This window comes from Sporosarcina oncorhynchi (assembly GCF_033304615.1).
In the GTDB taxonomy this organism is placed as follows: Bacteria; Bacillota; Bacilli; order Bacillales_A; family Planococcaceae; genus Sporosarcina; species Sporosarcina oncorhynchi.
Genome location: NZ_CP129118.1, coordinates 1,273,767 through 1,292,626, shown reverse-complemented (window position 1 = coordinate 1,292,626; position 18,860 = coordinate 1,273,767). Strand labels below are relative to the sequence as shown.

Genomic DNA, 18,860 nt, shown 5'->3' with positions numbered 1-18,860 from the left:
TATTTCACTCCTCAAATTTTACATGTTCTTATACCGCTGACTTACGAAGCTTGTCTTACACGAACGCAAGCAGTGCTTGAACGCCGATAACAGAAAGCACTAAGAATACAACAATTGTAATGTATGACACGATTTTTTGTGAATGCGGAGATTGAGCGATTCCCCATGTTACAGCAAATGACCATAGGCCGTTTGCCAAGTGGAATGTCGCAGCAAGAACACCGACGATGTAGAACACAAGCATGAATGGACTAGATAATATTTCAGCCATCATGTCGTAATTCACTTCAGCGCCCAATGCTTTTTGGATTCTAGTTTCCCAAATGTGCCAAGCGATGAAGACGACAAGGATCACACCTGTAATACGTTGCAGCATGAACATCCAGTTACGGAACGTACCATATCGCTGAACGTTGTTTTTCGCAGTGAAAGCTATGTACACACCATAGAACGCATGGAACATTAGTGGAATATAAATGATGAACCATTCCAGGAACAGCACGAACGGCAAGTTCCCCATAAAGTTGGATGCGTTATTGAATGCTTCTTCACCGCGAGTTGCAAAATGGTTTATTACCAAGTGTTGAGCGACAAATAACCCAACCGGAATAACTCCGAGCAATGAGTGCAGTCGGCGCAAGTAAAAATCTGATTCTCTCGACAAGTCTTTTACCCTCCCTTATTAAGTGAGATATACCGGTCAAATCACATCATTCGTACTACTCATGATAACGTTGACGGTATGCCCCTTCATGGTACAATAAGATAACATGTTCATTGTACTCCTCACTTTTGAGGAGGTCAAGGAGATGTGAACTTTTCTTGTCCGTCTTGAAAAGTACCCGAAACAATCTGATTTTTCCTCCGAAAGGACTGCATACTCGTTGACTAAAGAAATTGACATTCACCCTACCCGACTTGGCTATGAAATATTGAAAGACCATGTGTTACCTTCTATTCTTGGAAAACATCAAGACGAGATTCTATATTGGGCAGGAAAAAGCGTTGCCAGGAAGTTCCCTGTTTTTTCATCCGATGAAATCCCGGACTTTTTTCAAGAAGCCGGTTGGGGTCCGCTATCCTTTTCAGATACACGCACGCCGAAAGATGAAGTTTGGTTGACTCTCCACGAAGAGGATACTACTTTAATTGAAAATAGATCCTATCAGCTCGAAGCTGGTTTCATCGCTGAACAGTTCCAAAAACTGAATGGCTTCCTCACTGAATGCTACGGTGAAAAAATGCTGAAAGACAAACAAATTCGTTTCATTGTCAAATGGGATTCAAAAACAAAAATGTAACTTACTTGAAAAGCTTCGGACTACAACGATTTCTGTTGTAGTCCTTTTTTCATTGATCGTCCTGAATTTCTTCCGCTATTATTTCTTCGTTAAAATAACTCATGACTGATTCTGCGACCTTTGCTGGCATACCAGCTTCAATCAACTGCTCCGTATTGGCCTCTTTTATCTTCTTCATGGAACCGAAATGCTTTAATAACTGTTTCTTCCGTTTCGGTCCAATACCCGGCAACTCGTCTAAAACTGACGTCAATGAATTAGTATCTCGTCGCTGTCTATGAAACGTTATGACGAACCTGTGCACTTCATCCTGTATGCGTTGCAATAAATAGAACGCTTCACTCGTGCGTTTCAAAGGAACAACTTCAATCGGATTACCGTAAAGCAGCTGGGCTGTCTGGTGTTTTTCATCTTTAGCGAGGCCCGCAATGGGTATGGATAACCCCAGTTCGTCCTCAATCACGTCACGTGCTATTTCCATCTGCCCTTTTCCACCATCAATAATAATGAGATCAGGCAGTGGTAAATCGTCTTTTAACACTCTTGTATATCTTCGTCTAATGACTTCACGCATTGCTCCATAATCATCATGAGCGGCTGCCGTTTTTGTTTTGTATTTCCGGTAATCTTTGCGGTTTGGCTTTCCGTCAATGAATGATACCATTGCAGAAACTGGATCCACCCCACCCGTATGGGAGTTATCAAACGCTTCGATACGTAGGGGCGTTGAAATGTTCATCGCTTCACCCAAGTCTTCACATGCACCAATTGTACGTTGCTCTTGGCGTTCAATCAATTGGAATTTCTGACTTAAAGAAATCTCGGCGTTTTTCATCGACAGCTTCAGCAAATCTTTCTTTTTACCTCGTTGAGGGATATAGACATGTACTTTCAATAGTTCCTGTACGATCTGTTGATTAATACCTTCAGGCAGTAACACTTCTTTTGGTAACAAATGACCTGTCTTGCCATAAAATTGTCCAATAAATGTGAGCATTTCTTCTTCGGGATCCTGGTATAAGGGGAAGATAGAAACATCTCTTTCAATCAGCTTTCCTTGACGGACAAAAAAGACTTGGACACACATCCAACCCTTTTCAACTGCATAACCAAATACATCACGATCCGTGAAATCATTCATCATCATCGTCTGTTTTTCCATGACGGCTTCAATGTTTGAAATCTGATCGCGGTATTCTTTCGCCCGTTCAAATTCGAGATTTTCTGCAGCAACCGACATCTTTTCAGTCAATTCTTTTTTCATATGTTTATAGCCGCCATTGAGGAAACGGCTAATATCATCGATCATTTCTTTGTACGTTTCCGTTTTCACTTCATTTACACAAGGGGCAAGACACTGGCCAAGATGATAATAAAGGCAGACACGATCAGGCATTTTATAGCATTTCCGGTAAGGATAGAGCCTGTCAAGCAACTTTTTCGTCTCATGCGCTGCCGTAGCATTCGGATAAGGTCCGAAATACTTACCTTTATCTTTTTTCAGTTGGCGCGTAACAATTAGTTTCGGATGACGTTCAGCAGTCAGTTTTAAATACGGATATGTTTTATCATCCTTAAGCATGATATTGAATTTTGGATCGTATTGCTTAATGAGATTTAATTCAAGAATTAGTGCTTCTATGTCAGAACCCGTTACGATATATTCAAAATCCTCAATCTCACCTACAAGACGTTGCGTTTTCGCATCATGTGATCCAGTAAAATAGCTGCGTACCCTGTTTTTGAGCACTTTTGCTTTTCCTACGTATATGACTGTACCTTGACGGTCTTTCATCAAATAACAGCCCGGATAGTCCGGTAATAAGGATAATTTATGTTCGATTACTTCTTTCAACTTTCTTCACCTACCAAAAAAACCGGGTTCCTATTAAGGTTCCCGGTTTCAAGTAATCCATTACGAATGCTTTTCGATCAAATCAGCAAGTTGTTCTTTTGGTTGGAAACCAACAACTTTATCTACGATTTCGCCATCTTTGAAAAGAACGAGTGTAGGTATTGACATGATGCCGTATTCACCAGCTGTAGATTGGTTTTCGTCGACATCAACTTTAACGATTTTTGCTTTACCTGCAAGGTCGCCATCTAATTCCTCAAGGACTGGAGCGATCATTTTACAAGGTCCGCACCATGTTGCCCAGAAGTCTACGAGTACGAGTCCTTCTTTTGTCTGATCTTTGAAATCTTGGTCAGTAGCATGAATAATTGCCATTTTGTGTTGCCTCCTTTTGATAAATCGAACTATATATAAATTATAGCACGGCTCCATTGATGCCGGCTAAACATCTGCTTATGTGTGCTAATGGGTACGATGATTTCCGTTCCGGGCGGCGCTTCAATCAACTAAGATTCTATTTTCTAATGAATGTTGTCTTCATTAATATTACAACGTGTAAGAATTTCATCTTTACCCGTAATTATCTATTCAACAAAGAGTTTATTTGATTGTAGCGGAGAGCGGCGACTCCAGAGAGATCAGCGAAGCTCGAAGACCCTGGACTGAGCAAAGCGAGGGATGCGGCTGAGAGCAAGCCCCTCGGAAAGCGTCCGCTCGCAGCGAAAATCAACTTTCCAGGATATATTTCATTGAAAAAAAGACTGTTGGCAAACTCTCTATACTCAAGAGTTTGCCAACAGTCTTAATATAATAACCTTAATCGACTAAATTAGTTAGATTTCACTTTTTTGATTTCTTCAATCATCATCGGGATAACTTCGAATAGATCTCCGACGATACCGTAATCCGCGACTTTGAAGATATTTGCTTCAGGATCTTTATTAATTGCTACAATTACTTTCGAGTTAGACATTCCTGCCATGTGCTGGATTGCGCCGGAGATGCCTGCCGCGATATATAGATCAGGTGTTACAACTTTACCTGTTTGACCGATTTGCAGTGAGTAATCACAGTAATCTGCGTCACAAGCTCCACGTGAAGCGCCAACTGCGCCGCCAAGTAGTTTCGCTAATTCCTCAAGAGGTTCAAAGCCTTCTGCACTTTTCACACCGCGTCCACCTGCAACAACGACTTTAGCCTCAGACAGATCGACACCGTCAGTAGATTTACGGACAACATCTTTAATGACAGAGCGCAAGTTTGTAATGTCCACTGACATAGAAGATACATCGCCTGAACGACCTTCATCCTTTTCGAGTGGAGCAATATTGTTCGGACGAATTGAGATGAACAAAAGTCCTTCCTTGTTCTTCACCTTTTCAAATGCTTTACCGGAATAGATTGGACGGATGAAGATTGCGTCATCTCCTTCACCTTCGATTGCTGTAACGTCAGACACTAAACCTGTTGATAGTTTACTAGCAATTTTTGGTGACAAATCTTTTCCTAATGCAGTATGACCGAAAACGATCGCTTCGGGTTTTTCCTGCTCATATACAGCCATAAAAGCTTGGCTATAGCCGTCAGATGTATAGTGTTTCAAATGTGGATGCTCGACTGTGATTACACGATCCGCACCAAATTTGATCATTTCTTCTCCTAAGGATTGTACTGCATCTCCAAACAGGACACCGACGATTTCTCCACCGCCTGATACTGTTTTCGCTGCCGCGACCGCTTCGAATGATACGTTACGCAATGCTCCTTCACGAGCTTCACCAAGTACTAATATTTTTTTAGACATATAGAGTCCCTCCCATTACATGATAAATTGCCATCAAAGCACTTTTGCTTCTTTATTCAAAAGGTTAACGAGTTCCTTCACTTGATCAGGAATGTCGCCTTCTAGTACACGCCCTGCAGCTTTTTGTGGAGGCATGTAGATTTCGATCGTTTCTGTTTTCGCTTCAACGTCATCTTCATCGAGATCCAGATCATCCAGTTCTAGTTCTTCAAGCGGCTTTTTCTTCGCTTTCATAATACCTGGCAATGATGGATAACGTGGTTCGTTTAATCCTTGTTGTGCAGTCACTAACAATGGAAGGGAAGTTTCGATTGTTTCAGAATCGCCTTCTACGTCACGAATAATCTTAACGGATGTCCCATCGATTTCCAGGTTTGTAATTGTTGTTACATAGTTGATGCCCAAAAGTTCTGCGACACGCGGTCCGACTTGACCAGAACCACCATCGATTGCAACGTTACCCGCAAGAATAAGATCAGCATCTTTGTCTTTCAAATATTCAGCAATAATTTTCGCAGCGGAAAATTCGTCCATCTCATCAAGATCGTCTTCCGTATTAATGAGTACAGCTTTGTCAGCTCCCATAGCAAGTGCTGTGCGAAGTTGCTTTTCCGCCTCTTCTCCGCCAATTGTTACGACAGTCACTTCGCCGCCATTCGCGTCCCGAACTTGGATTGCTTCTTCAATTGCATATTCGTCATATGGGTTGATAATGAACTCTGCTCCATCTTCAACAATCTTTCCGTTAGAAACTGTAATTCTCTCTTCTGTGTCAAATGTCCGTTTTACCAATGCATAAATGTTCATAATCCAGACCTCCTCAGCGTATTTACTTTCCTGTGAAATGCGGTTCCCTTTTTTCAATAAATGCACTAATGCCCTCTTTTGCGTCTGCAGAAACAAAGACCTCTCCGAACGAATCGGCTTCAGCCTTCACACCTTGACGGAATGATTCATGTTTCGTATATTGCAGCATGCGAAGAGCTGCTTTCATCGCAACCGGGCTTTTCTTCGCAATTTTCTTCGCGATTTCCATCGTTTTAGGCAACAGTTCCTCATCAGAAAATACCTGGTTTGCTAATCCCAGACGGACAGCCTGTTCGCCTGTAACAGGATCACTTGTTAAGAGCATTTCTGCAGCTTTGGCAGCACCTACTAAGCGTGGAAGTCGTTGCGTTCCAGCAAAGCCTGGTATGAGCCCCAACTGCAATTCCGGCAAGCCAAGCTTTGCTTTTTCTGTGACAAAGCGGATGTGACATCCCATCGCTAGCTCAAGTCCGCCGCCTAAAGCCGCGCCATGAATAGCTGCGATAACCGGTTTGCTGAAGTTTTCCAATCTCTCGAAAACCTCTTGCCCAGCCGACGATAGTTTGGAAAACTCTTCTCCTGACGACACAGTCGTGAATTCTTTAATGTCTGCGCCTGCAGAGAAGAACTTACCTTCACCATGAAGCACGACTACTCTGACGTCATCATCATGTTCCACCGTATCGAGAAGTTCATTAACTTCCCTGATAAGGCCACTCGACAAGGCGTTGGCTGGTGGTCTATTAATGACAGCGGTTGCAATACTGTCCTCAATAGTGATCTTCAAGAACTCCATTTCATCCCATCCTTTCAGGAACTTCAAGTTCAATTCTATGTGGTTGAAAGATGGACAAGTGAGTCGTCCATTTCATTCAACCTATCATACCTTTTAAAATTAGTCGATGGACTTCTGGTGCCAACTTCAACAAATCATACTTCTGATCATTCATTACCCAAGAAGTAATCGTTTCATCTATTGTGCCGAAGACCATTTGACGGGCAAGACGTATGTCGATCCCCTTTTCAAATTCACCTTGATCGATTCCCTCTTTTAAAATCGAATCAAGTAAAGTTAAGTATTCTTTAAGCACTTCGTTGATTTGGGACCGCAGATCTTTGTTGGATTGACGCAATTCCAACTGGGTGACGATGGCGAGATGACGATCATTGTAAAGCAGTGAGAAATGGTTATCAATCATCTTGTAGAGTTTTTCCGTGGCTGGAATCTCCTTTTCGAGGATTTCTTTCACGTTCTCGGCAAAGATGCCCATCTTCTCTCTGAAAACAGAGATGAGGATATCCTCTTTATTTTTGAAATAAAGATAGATTGTACCGTCTGCTACACCGGCCTCCTTGGCAATTTTAGATACTTGCGCCTGGTGATAGCCGTTTTCAGCAATGACAATAACAGCGGCATCCACAATCTGTTTATACTTAGGTTTGTCTCGTTTCATTATTCTCACCACCAAAAAAGAAATATGAATGATTGTTCATTCATATTTCCATAATAATCTTTTATCCTGTTGTCGTCAAGTTTTACATTATGACGTTTTCAGTTCATGTTCCATTTTCTTTTTCTCTTCATCAACAAGAGTACGACGAAGTATTTTTCCTACAGCTGTTTTTGGAAGTTCTTTTCTGAACTCATACTTCCGAGGTACTTTGTAGGCTGCAAGTTGTTCACGGCAATACTTATCCAACTCTTCTTCTGAGATTTGTTTACCCTCTTTAAGGACAATATACGCTTTAACCGTTTCCCCACGATACGGATCGGGAATACCGGCAACAACACATTCTTGAATCGCTGGATGCTCATATAAAATTTCTTCAATTTCACGTGGATAAATATTGAAACCGCTCGCAATAATCATATCTTTTTTACGATCGACTACATAGAAATGACCTGCGTCATCCATATATCCAAGATCTCCAGTCAACAGCCAGCCATCACGGAATGTCTCCCGCGTGTCATCGGGTCTGTTCCAGTAGCCTTTCATCACTTGAGGTCCGCTTACAGCAATCTCCCCCACTTCACCATTTGGTAAAGGCTCGCTTGAATCCGGTCCAATAATGCGTGCATCCGTATCTGGCCAAGGAACACCGATTGATCCGCTTACACGTCGCTTTTCCCACACGAAGTTTGCAATAGCAACCGGAGACGTTTCTGTCAATCCGTATCCTTCTACTAGTTTCCCACCAGTAACACGCTCGAATTCCTCTTGCAGTTCGACCGGTAATGCAGCAGATCCGCTAATACATGCTTTGATGGAAGACAAATCATACTTGGATAGGTTCGGATGGTTCAGCAAACCAATATAAATTGTAGGTGCGCCTGGGAACAACGTAGGTTTTTGTTTGTCGATTGTCTTCAAGGCTGTTTCAAAGTCGAATTTTGGAAGCAACACCATCTTATTGCCTTGCATAACAGAGAGCAGAAGGACTGTCGTCATACCGTACACATGGAAAAATGGCAGGATTCCCATAACTGTCTCTTCTCCAGCTTCACATTTGTATAACCACGCATTGCACATCTGCGAATTGCTGATTAAATTAGCATGAGTCAACATGACGCCTTTAGGAGGTCCCGTAGTACCACCTGTATATTGCAGCAATGCAATATCTTCTTCAAAGTTGAAATCATAAGAAACCGGATCAGGCTTTGCCACTTTCATGATTTCCGTGAATAGATGGTTCATCCCTCTATGTTCTACTTTTACAATAATACCATATTCTTTTTTCTGAATGAATGGATAAACAAGATTCTTTGGGAATGGTAAATAATCTTTTATGCCTGTAATAATCACGTGTTCCAGCTTCGTTTCTTTCAACACATTTGATATTCTACTATAAAGAATATCGAGAGAGATGATGACTTTTGCGCCCGAATCAGACATCTGATACGATAATTCTCTTTCCGTGTACAACGGATTTGTCTGGACGACAATGCCTCCGATGTACAGGATGCCGTAGTAAGCAATAGCACTTTGTGGACAGTTTGGCAGCATAATCGCTACACGGTCTCCTTTTTCCACCCCTAGTGATTTAAGATAGTTCGCGAACTTTAAAGCGGACTCATGGAACTCAGCAAACGTGATGTCTTTGCCCATGAAGTGCATCGCAGTTTTGCCCGGAAACTTCTTACTTGAATTCGTCAAAAATTGTTGCAGTGGAATCCGATCATATTCAATCGTTTTTGGAATCTCTGACGGATATAAATCCAACCAAGGTTTTTCCTTCATTGTAAAACCCCCTTTTATCATTATAATTCTTTGAAAATTCCTTCTTCACTTATTATATCGATAAATGAATCCGCTTTCAATTAGAAAAGAAAAAAATCCTATAAAAAATGCCTTGACTGGCAGATTTCAGTCAAGGCGTGTTCGTAAATAACCAATAGGCTCCTACTACTATGAATAATATACATATAACAATAAGTACTTTCGATAATTTCTCCATATCAATTCTCCTAAGCTATACTCGCGCCAATGACAAATGACAGACCAACTGAAATCGCCAATGAAATAAATCCCACGGAACGGTTGTCCGCTTCGATTTCCTTGTCAATATGAAACTGGGGCGTAAGGAATTCGAACAGCCAGTAAGCGATGACAAGCAATAAAAATCCATATAATCCCCAACCAATCATCTGGGGCAACGTATTATGCTGTTCAATGGAATAACGGAAAATGTTCGCGACACCGAATATTTTCCCACCTGTAGCCATCGCCACTGCCACATTCCCTTTCTTTATCTCTTCCCAATTCTTATATTTCGTGACAATTTCAAACAGCACCATCGAAACGATGAGGCAGAGGACGACAACGCTGAAATAGCCTGCAGTTTCTACTAGGGGATGGCTCCAAAATCCTGTTTTAGTCATCAGTTCGTCTCCTTTTTGGATTGCTATGGCCGATTTTTACGTGTTCAGGCCAAATACGTTTCATCAATTACTTGATTATTTTAATTCGACGACAGTTACGCCGTGTCCACCTTCGCCCGCTTCCCCATAACGATAGGTTTTGACGCGAGGATGCTTCTTCAAATAGGTTTGAACACCTTGCCGTAAAGCGCCCGTACCTTTGCCGTGAATGATGGAAACTTGATGATAATTGGACAATAAGGCGTCATCCAAATATTTCTCCGTTCGGTGTAAAGCATCCTCATAACGTTCTCCGCGCAAGTCGAGCTCAAGCTTCACATGTGAATCTCTTCCGCGTACAGATGCCGAAACGACCGTTTCCTTCATTTTCTCAGGCTTCGTGAACTCTAGTACCGATTCATCTAGTCGCATCTTTAAGATACCAATCTGGACGACCCATTCCTTATTTGAAACCTTTTCAATCAGTGTTCCTTTTTGTCCATAGGTGACGACTTTCACTTCGTCTCCGACTTCAAGTGGACGTGTGGCGGCTTTTGCAACTATTTTCTTCTTTTTATCTTTTGGAGAGGCTTCTTCCAACTTCTTACGTGCTTCAATCAACTCATGTTCTTTTACATTCGCTCCTGCATGCATCCGTAAAGCACGTAAATCCGAAATGACTTCTTCCGATTCAACTCTTGCTGAATCTACGATTTTCTTCGCTTTTTCTTTAGCTTTTTCCACAAGTTTTTCTTTCATCTCTTCAAAGTCGGACAACTTCGCTTCCAATTCGCGCTTCAAGTTTTCCGTTTCAAGCAATACGGCATGTGTTTGCTCTGCATCCTTCTCAGACTGAACACGACTTGATTCCAACGAAGCAATCATGGAGTCTACTTCTCCGCGATCCGTTCCGGTAAACTTCTTGGCGCGGTCAATGACATGCGTATGCAGACCAAGACGCTTCGATATTTCAAAAGCATTACTTCGGCCAGGCACGCCAATAAGCAGGCGATATGTTGGACTTAATGTATCAATATCAAATTCAACACTTGCATTCGCTACCCCAGGACGGTTATAGCCATAAGCTTTCAATTCAGGATAATGTGTTGTCGCCATTACTCTCGCGCCGGTACCATGCACTTCATCCAATATGGAAATCGCCAGTGCCGCCCCTTCTTGCGGATCGGTTCCCGAACCTAGTTCATCAAAGATTAGTAATGACTGTGAATCAAATTTCTTCAGGATATCGACGATATTCACCATATGCGATGAAAATGTACTAAGACTCTGTTCAATCGACTGTTCATCACCGATATCAGCATAAACCGATTCAAACACCGCAATTTCAGATCCGTCAAGCGCTGGAATCGGCAAGCCCGCTTGCGCCATCAATGTACAAAGACCGACCGTCTTCAATGTGACGGTCTTTCCACCTGTATTCGGACCTGTTATTACAATTGTCGTAATGTCCTTACCAAATTCAATCGTATTTGCAACAGCTTCATCAATTGACAAAAGCGGGTGTCTCGCTTTCGCTAGACGAATATATCCTTCATTGTTCACTTCGGGTTTTGTGCATTTATGAGCAGTTCCATATTTAGCTTTCGCAAGGATAATATCGATTTCAGATAAAATATCAACTAGAACGAACAACTCATGAGCGATTTCCTGCACTTTCAAGGACAGATCAAGTAAAATTTTATCGATTTCCTCTTTCTCTTTCATCTTTAAGTTGCGTATTTCATTATTGGCTTGGACGACTGCATCAGGTTCGATGAATAATGTCTGTCCAGAAGAAGACATATCGTGGATGACCCCTCCAAAATGTGAGCGGTATTCTGCTTTGACAGGAATGACAAAACGATCATTACGAATGGTGACAATCGCGTCGGACAGCATCTTAGTTGCATTTCTACCACGGGTATACCCTTCAAGTTTTTCACGTACGCGCCCTTCCTGCATTCGAAGGCTTTGTCTGATGGAACGTAAAGTGCCTGATGCACTGTCCATTACAAATCCGTTATCATCGATGGAAGCACTGATTTCGTGTTCCAATCCGGTAAGTATAGGCAATCCTTCTTTTTTTGCCAAAAAATGCGGGATGTCAATATCTTCATCGGCGTCGATGGCTTCAATAAATTGGCGCAGGATTCTGCTAGCCCGAATCGTATTGGCGATTTCCATCAATTCGTATGCACTGAGTACGCCTCCGATCTGTGCGCGCTTTGCATGCGGCCGTATATCACTAATTCCACCCATCGGTACATTGCCTCGAACACGCAATATCGATAGTCCTTCGTCAGTTTCTTCTAGTAATCGAACAACTTCATTGTAATCAGTTACTGGTACAAGATTAACCATATGCGCTCTACCTGCTGAAGACGTGCAATAGGTAGCGACGATTTCACGTATTTTATCAAACTCAAGTGTTTTTAAGACACGGTTTTCCAATGTCTTACACTTCCTTTCATTTCCGTATAATCTCACGGATAAATTGTTCAAGTGGCCATGTATTGACGACCGTCTCTTTTTTCAGCCACGCCTTTTGTCCATACCGCACACCTATATCCATCAGATCTAGTTGATCAATGGCATGTGCATCTGTGTTAATAGCGATTTTCACGCCGGCTTCCTGCGCCATAACTAAATAATCTGTTGCTAAATCAAATCGATGCGGACTGCCATTTAACTCTAGAATTTTGTCGTATTTCTTCGCCCATTCAATTAATTGCGGCACATCAGGGTTGTAACCTTCCCGCTGGCCGACAATTCGCCCTGTCGGATGTGCAATCATTGTAACATAAGGGTTTTTCAAGGCAGCATGTAAACGCTCCATAATCTGTTCTTGAGATTGATTGAAATTCGAATGAATGGATGCGATGACAAAATCCAGCTCCTGCAGTAAATCGTCATCAAAATCCAGACTTCCATCTGGAAGGATGTCCATTTCTGTTCCGCAGAAGACTTCGATATCATCAAACTCTTCATTTAACTGTCGGATTTCGGCAATTTGCTCTCTAAGTCTTTCAGGCGTGAGTCCATTTGCAACTTTTAAATAATGCGTATGATCTGTAATAACCATATGAGAATACCCTTTTGCACGACAAGCTTCCACCATTTCGCGGATGGAATAACCACCGTCAGACCACGTCGTATGCATATGGAAATCGCCACGAATATCTTCTGGTTTGACGAGTCCCGCAATTTCTTGTGCTCTCTCAATTTCGCGTCCGTCTTTACGCAAAGATGGTGGAATGAATGGTAAATCGAAGAACGCGAAAAACGCTTCTTCCGTATCAAATGTTTTGACGCTGCCATCTTCCAATTCAACGCCATATTCACTGATTTTCATCCCTTTAGACTTAGCAAGCTGTCGCATTTTCACATTATGATCTTTCGAACCGGTAAAATGATGCAAAGCTGAAGCAAATTGAGCATCCGTCACAAAACGAAAGTCTGCATCAACAAGATCTGTCATATCGAGCAATACCGATAATTTGGCATCTCCACCCGCAACCGTTTCCTCTACCGGAAGCACTTCTAACAATTTCTCACGGACCGTTGCTGGTTCTTCGGTGACGATAATGAAATCCACATCACTGCTCATCTCTTCAGCTCGACGGAAACTTCCGGCTACAGAAAACCGTGTAATCTCAGGAATCTCTCTCAATTCTTCCTCAATTGAGGCGACGATTGTCTGAATTTGCCATACAGGTAGTTTACCTTTTCGCGTGCCGAGCAATTCAATTTCATGCAATAGATTTTCTTCGGTCTTTTTTCCGAAACCCGGAAGCTTGCTTACCTCGTTCGATTCACATGCCGCACGCAAAGATTCCACCGAATCGATGCCAAGCGCTTTTCTCAATTTCGCGATTCTTTTCCCTCCGAGTCCCGGAACTTTCAATAAAGGAATCAAGCCCTTTGGTACTTCTTCTTCCAACTCTTTTAGCAAATCTGATTCGCCTTTCTCCATCAAATCGATGATGACGGCACCCGTACCTTTACCGATTCCTTTCAATTCAAGAATGTCATCCATTTCAGACAAACTGCGTGCATCTGTTTCTAGTACTCCCGCTGCCTTGCGAAATGCACCGATTTTAAAAGGATTCTCTCCGAGCAATTCCATATACAAAGCGATTTTTTCGAACGTGCGAATGATCGTTTTTTTATTCACAATGCATCACTACTCCATTCTGAAGAATCGTATTCTGTGAAAAAGCTTCCCTCCGAGCAATGGGGGAAGCTGAAAAATGTTTGAATTTCGTTATTTCGTGTAAATATACCACCAATTTTTGACCATTTCCGAGAACACCGGAGTATGATCAAACATCGCTTCTGTCAACATCGAGTTAGCAATCATGTTCTGGATAAAGTCTATCGGAAGCATCGCCAACAGATAGAGTATAAGGAAAATAAGAATATAAAACTCTACGAAGCCGAGAGCCGCTCCAGCGAAACGGGCGACAAAGCCTAACACTGGTAAATATTTAAGAAAATCGAACATAGAAGCGATTAGTTGCAATGCAAACTTGACTACAAGAAAAATGAGTACAAATGCGAGTAATCGATAAAATGTCTGGTCTAAATCAAGTTGTTCAACCGTCCATGCCAATTTGGATCCCGCCGTTACGCCCGGATAGGGAATCCATAATACAAACTTTTCGGCCAACGGTTTGTAATATATGTAGGAGATGATAAGTGCGATGATAAAGCCTGTCATATGGATCAGTTGCACGATCAAACCGCGTCTAAATCCGGTAATCAATCCCCCAAGTAGCAGGAATACAATAAGTAAATCAAGCATATGCGTCATTCAACCCTTCAGCTTATTCAATTCTTCTTCCAATTGCTCAATACGTTCACGTAACTTCAAATAATCATGCACGCTGTTCACTGCGGTGAGTACAGCTATTTTTGAACTATCTAAATAAGGGTTGCGCGAACTGATTTCCCTCATTCTTTCATCAACCATCGAAGCGACAAGGCGAACATGACTGCTCGTTTCACTGCCAACAATTGTATATGTCTGTCCATAAATGTCAACCGCAAGGCGCGTCTTCTGCTCGTCTGCCAATGATGAAACCTCCCAATTAAAAACTATGTACCCAATCATACCATGAAACAGTTTTAGTTGAAAAGAGATGGCGACGGTTTCAGGAAATTAGATGGAAAATATGTTCGTTGCCACACCACACTCATTGATTATTGTACAATATAAGGATAGTATGCAGGAAAGGATGAGTCGAATGGGCCAAAGCGTCATACAAATGGATGCATTAACTCTTGCCAAACTCACAAATCATTATGCTCAGCTCAAAGTTGTTCGAAATGCACCAGGCGTCGTGTTTGCAGCGAAACTAGCTGACACGGCAATCACCGCCTATAAGTCGGGGAAAGTCCTGTTTCAAGGCGGCGGAGCGGAGCGTGAAGCTGCGATTTGGAATGGAACGGGCAACAGTGTTACAAAAACGAAGATGTCTACGAAACCGGCCGGTGAAGTTTTGCCCGCAGGACTTGCTCAGCTATCCATCCTCGGATCTGATGAAACTGGCACAGGCGATTTCTTCGGTCCAGTGACAGTCGCTGCTTGTTATGTTCCTGCCGAAAAAATTGAACTTGTTCGGGAATTAGGCGTTAAAGATTCTAAACAGTTGACGGATGACTGGATGCGCACAATCGCTCCCGATTTGCAGAAAACACTTATTCATAGCGTCCTTACGTTATCCAATGAAAAATACAACGACGTTCAAGCTAGTGGATGGTCACAAGGCAAAATTAAAGCCCTGCTCCACAATCAAGCTTTGAAGCATGTTTTACGTAAAATGGATACTGAAAAACCGGATTTCATTTTAATTGACCAGTTTGCAGAACGACGCATTTACTATAATCATATTAAGGATGAAGCTGAAATTATCCGGGAAAATGTGCTCTTTTCAACTAAAGCGGAAGGCCTTCATGTCGCGGTCGCAGCCGCGTCTATTATTGCAAGGGTCGCATTTCTTGAAGAGATGGATAACCTTAGTGAGCGTGCTGGTATAACACTTCCAAAGGGTGCTGGACCGAAAGTGGATCAAGTTGCCGCCAAGATTTTATTGAAAAGCGGAGAAGATATACTGAAATCGATGACCAAATGGCATTTCGCCAATGCAGAGAAAGCCAAAAAAATTGCAGCGATGAAAAAGAAGTAACTTTGCATACAAGATAGACGTCTATTCTTATGAGGTGAACGCATTGAATAGAATATTACTGTTAGTTGTATGGACTTTGTTATTGACCGGATGCGGGATCAGTATAAAGTCTGATTCCACGGAGAAAATAACGACAAACGACAAATACCCGCAAGAAGCTTCTGTTCAATCCGATGACTTCATATACAAATTGTATACGGAAAAAGAAGTATATGAGGAATTCGAAGAGATTACGGTATACGCTGAGCTCATATATGTCGGTGCGCAAGAATCAATTGAAATAACGCATTCTGCTTCTCCTTTTTACTTTCCAATTGAAGAGCAGACAAGAGGAATAGTAATTGATTATGCTATGAATGATCCCGAAATTCATACAACGCTTGTAAAAGATATACCATTTAAGGAGAAATACTTTTTTGCCGGTGGGTATAGCGATCAAGATGATCAGCAAACAATTGAGTTTGTAAAAACGATTAGAGATAAAGGCTTTCCAATAGGAAATTACGTTGTTAAAGGCTTAGCCCAATTTAATCAAAATGAGACAAAGTATGATTTGAATGTTAATGTTGGATTTCAAGTCAAATAATCGTAAAAGACCGTTTATGGACATGTCCATAAACGGTCTTTCATTTAGCCTCTTAATAGAGCATTCGCTTCTGTTAATACATTCAACACTTTCTCATGCGCTTTTACAACTTCTTCATCCGTAAGCGTACGTTCTGCATCGAAATACGTCAATGAGAAGGCAAGTGATTTTTTACCATCTTCCACATTGTCCCCTTCGTACAAATCGAAGAGTCTTACGTCTTTCAGCAATTTACCGCCTGCTTGCTGGATGATCATTTCAAGCGTACCAGCAGAAGTTTCAGTTGAGACAACTAATGCGATATCTCTGGACATAGACGGATATCGAGGGACTGGTACATATAAAAGCTCGTCCGTTTCCATCGAAAGTACTTTTTCAAGATTGATTTCCATGACGTACGTTTCTTTTAAGTCCCGCTTCTTTTGTTCAGTCGGATGAACCTGACCGACCATACCGACATTTTCACCATTCAAGAAAATTGATGCAGTCCGGCCTGGATGCATACCATCAAGGGTTGTTTGTTCGAATGAAAGGCTTTCCAACATACCGAGACGGCCCATCATTCCTTCGATAATGCCTTTAAGGACGAAGAAATCTACTTTCTTCATCTCGCCTTGCCATGCGTTGTCCACCCACTTGCCTGTCAATACCGCAGCGACATGTTCCACTTCACGAGGCAGACCGTCTTCTTCTACTCCAAGGAAGACAGAACCCGTTTCGTAGATGGCGACTGAGTCGATACGACGAGCCACATTATACGTCGCCGCTTCTAGCATATGAGGGATAAGGCTCTGACGCAAAATCGCGCGATCCTCACTCATTGGCATAAGCAATTCAGTGACAGGTGCCGTCTCAAGCGCAAATGCTTGTGACTGCTCTTTGGATGTTAAGGAATACGTGATTGCCTGAAGAAGTCCTGCCCCCTCAAGGAATTGGCGGACAATCCGGCGCTTCGCTTGGTAAGGCGTAAGACCGCCTGGTTTGGATTCTGTTACAGGTACTGTTTTTGGAATTTCATCATACCCGTGCATTCTAGCGATTTCTTCAATGATATCTTCTTTGATACGCAAATCCTGTCTACGCGTCGGTGCTTCAATAACAAGATTGCCATTGATTGCCTGTGTAGGAATTCGTAGACGCTCAAGAATTGATAGCATTTCATCCATGGAAATCTTCATACCAAGTCGATTGTTGATATAATCCGGTGAAACGGTGATTTGTACTGGTGTCTTGTCGAGTTCATCGAAAATGACGGAACCCGCAAGCACTTCCCCTCCAGCGATATCTGACATCAACTGTGCAGCCCGTTCTGCCGCTTCCTGTACACGATTCGGATCTACACCTTTTTCAAAGCGCGTACTCGCATCACTGCGGAGTCCAACTTCTTTCGATGTTTGACGGACGGAAGAGGCTGCGAAATAAGCAGATTCAATGACAACGGTCGTAGTTCCTTCATGCACTTCGGAATTAGCTCCACCCATTACACCTGCTAGAGCCACCGCTTCTTCGCCATTTGTAATGACGAGGTTCTGCGCATTCAATGTACGTTCAGTGTCATCCAATGTTGTAATCTTTTCGCCTTCATCCGCATGTCGGACAACGATTTCGCCTGTTTTCAGACGATCATAATCGAATGCATGCAATGGTTGTCCATATTCCAGCAATACATAATTCGTAATATCGACAACGTTATTGCGCGGTCGGACGCCTGCAGCCATTAAATAGTTTTGTAACCATAATGGTGATTCAGCGACCTTGACGTTTTTCACAACTTTCGCCACATACATCGGATTGTCTTTCACAGCTTCTACACGCAATTTCAATACGTCAGACGCTTTTTCATTGGACTCTTTATAGGTAATTGAAGGCAGTGCAATCCCTTGTGATAAAATCGCTGCTACTTCATATGCAACACCAAGCATGCTCAAAGCGTCCGAGCGATTAGGCGTCAAATCGAATTCAAGAACCGTATCGTCAAGTCCAAGCAAAGGAAGCGCATCAGAACCTACAAGTGCATCATTCGGAAGTACATAGATCCCTTCCGCGTATGCTTTTGCGACATGCTTGCCTTCGATGCCCAGTTCTTGAAGCGAACAGATCATGCCGTTCGATTCTTCACCGCGCAGTTTCGCTTTTTTGATTTTGAAATTCCCAGGTAAAACAGCACCTGTGCGAGCTACAATTACTTTTTGTCCTTCAGCAATATTCGGTGCTCCACAAATAATCTGTGTCACTTCATCACCGACATCCACTTGACAAATATTCAATTTATCCGCTTCAGGGTGCTTAACACATTCTTTTACATAACCGACGACTACATTTGTCATACCGTGAGAACGGTCGATGATGGAATCGACCTCGATGCCTGAACGTGTAATTCTTTCCGCAAGATTTTCGGGTTTAATACCATTTATGTTGACGTACTCATTTAACCATTTCGTTGAAACTAACATGTTTTCT

At 42.3% G+C, this 18,860-nt stretch carries 17 protein-coding genes; 3 read left to right on the top strand and 14 right to left on the bottom strand.

Annotated features, from left to right (window positions below):
• Positions 1–55: 55 nt before the first annotated feature.
• A complete protein-coding gene (locus QWT69_RS06025; protein ID WP_317969957.1) occupies positions 56–664 on the bottom strand; it encodes a succinate dehydrogenase cytochrome b558 subunit in 609 nt (202 codons plus the stop codon).
• A gap of 220 nt (positions 665–884) precedes the next feature.
• On the opposite strand from QWT69_RS06025, the gene QWT69_RS06020 reads away from it, so the two are divergent.
• Positions 885–1,301: a DUF2507 domain-containing protein gene (locus tag QWT69_RS06020; RefSeq protein ID WP_317969955.1), complete on the top strand. Its 417-nt coding sequence runs from the start codon at positions 885–887 to the stop codon at positions 1,299–1,301.
• Between the two features lie 49 nt (positions 1,302–1,350).
• Here QWT69_RS06020 and uvrC read toward each other — a convergent pair whose 3' ends face one another.
• The 12 genes from uvrC to zapA all read right to left on the bottom strand — a co-directional run bounded on the left by uvrC (position 1,351) and on the right by zapA (position 14,700).
• Positions 1,351–3,096, bottom strand: a complete 1,746-nt coding sequence (uvrC, locus tag QWT69_RS06015; protein WP_431312340.1) for an excinuclease ABC subunit UvrC — start codon at positions 3,094–3,096, stop codon at positions 1,351–1,353.
• Between the two features lie 120 nt (positions 3,097–3,216).
• Positions 3,217–3,531 (bottom strand): thioredoxin, encoded by a 315-nt coding sequence (trxA, locus tag QWT69_RS06010; protein ID WP_317969951.1) that lies wholly within the window; start codon positions 3,529–3,531, stop codon positions 3,217–3,219.
• Positions 3,532–3,985: 454 nt separating this feature from the next.
• A complete protein-coding gene (locus tag QWT69_RS06005; RefSeq protein ID WP_317969949.1) occupies positions 3,986–4,960 on the bottom strand; it encodes an electron transfer flavoprotein subunit alpha/FixB family protein in 975 nt (324 codons plus the stop codon).
• A 33-nt stretch (positions 4,961–4,993) separates the two neighbouring features.
• Entirely contained in the window at positions 4,994–5,767 is a 774-nt protein-coding gene (locus QWT69_RS06000; RefSeq protein WP_317969947.1) for an electron transfer flavoprotein subunit beta/FixA family protein, read from the bottom strand.
• Between the two features lie 22 nt (positions 5,768–5,789).
• Positions 5,790–6,563: an enoyl-CoA hydratase gene (locus tag QWT69_RS05995; protein WP_317969945.1), complete on the bottom strand. Its 774-nt coding sequence runs from the start codon at positions 6,561–6,563 to the stop codon at positions 5,790–5,792.
• A 76-nt stretch (positions 6,564–6,639) separates the two neighbouring features.
• Complete coding sequence (gene fadR, locus QWT69_RS05990; protein ID WP_317969943.1) at positions 6,640–7,221, bottom strand: fatty acid metabolism transcriptional regulator FadR; 582 nt, start codon at positions 7,219–7,221, stop codon at positions 6,640–6,642.
• 87 nt (positions 7,222–7,308) lie between these two features.
• Complete coding sequence (locus QWT69_RS05985; protein WP_317969941.1) at positions 7,309–9,006, bottom strand: long-chain-fatty-acid--CoA ligase; 1,698 nt, start codon at positions 9,004–9,006, stop codon at positions 7,309–7,311.
• A gap of 227 nt (positions 9,007–9,233) precedes the next feature.
• On the bottom strand, positions 9,234–9,647 hold the full coding sequence (locus QWT69_RS05980; RefSeq protein WP_317969939.1) for a DUF350 domain-containing protein: 414 nt from the start codon (positions 9,645–9,647) through the stop codon (positions 9,234–9,236).
• Between the two features lie 75 nt (positions 9,648–9,722).
• On the bottom strand, positions 9,723–12,077 hold the full coding sequence (locus QWT69_RS05975; protein WP_317969937.1) for an endonuclease MutS2: 2,355 nt from the start codon (positions 12,075–12,077) through the stop codon (positions 9,723–9,725).
• 16 nt (positions 12,078–12,093) lie between these two features.
• Positions 12,094–13,800, bottom strand: a complete 1,707-nt coding sequence (gene polX / locus QWT69_RS05970) for a DNA polymerase/3'-5' exonuclease PolX (protein WP_317969935.1) — start codon at positions 13,798–13,800, stop codon at positions 12,094–12,096.
• Positions 13,801–13,890: 90 nt separating this feature from the next.
• A complete protein-coding gene (locus tag QWT69_RS05965) occupies positions 13,891–14,430 on the bottom strand; it encodes a CvpA family protein (RefSeq protein WP_317970952.1) in 540 nt (179 codons plus the stop codon).
• A 9-nt stretch (positions 14,431–14,439) separates the two neighbouring features.
• The gene (gene zapA, locus QWT69_RS05960) at positions 14,440–14,700 is read right to left on the bottom strand and encodes a cell division protein ZapA (protein WP_191692601.1); all 261 of its coding nucleotides are present in this window, start codon (positions 14,698–14,700) and stop codon (positions 14,440–14,442) included.
• 172 nt (positions 14,701–14,872) lie between these two features.
• Between zapA and rnhC the strand changes: the two genes are divergently transcribed.
• Together rnhC and QWT69_RS05950 are read left to right on the top strand one after the other, a co-directional pair.
• Positions 14,873–15,814, top strand: a complete 942-nt coding sequence (gene rnhC, locus QWT69_RS05955) for a ribonuclease HIII (RefSeq protein WP_317970951.1) — start codon at positions 14,873–14,875, stop codon at positions 15,812–15,814.
• Positions 15,815–15,857: 43 nt separating this feature from the next.
• Positions 15,858–16,400, top strand: a complete 543-nt coding sequence (locus QWT69_RS05950) for a hypothetical protein (RefSeq protein WP_317969928.1) — start codon at positions 15,858–15,860, stop codon at positions 16,398–16,400.
• A gap of 44 nt (positions 16,401–16,444) precedes the next feature.
• Here the strand turns inward: QWT69_RS05950 and pheT are convergent, their stop codons facing one another.
• Positions 16,445–18,853 (bottom strand): phenylalanine--tRNA ligase subunit beta, encoded by a 2,409-nt coding sequence (gene pheT, locus QWT69_RS05945; protein ID WP_317969926.1) that lies wholly within the window; start codon positions 18,851–18,853, stop codon positions 16,445–16,447.
• Between the last annotated feature and the right edge of the window lie 7 nt (positions 18,854–18,860).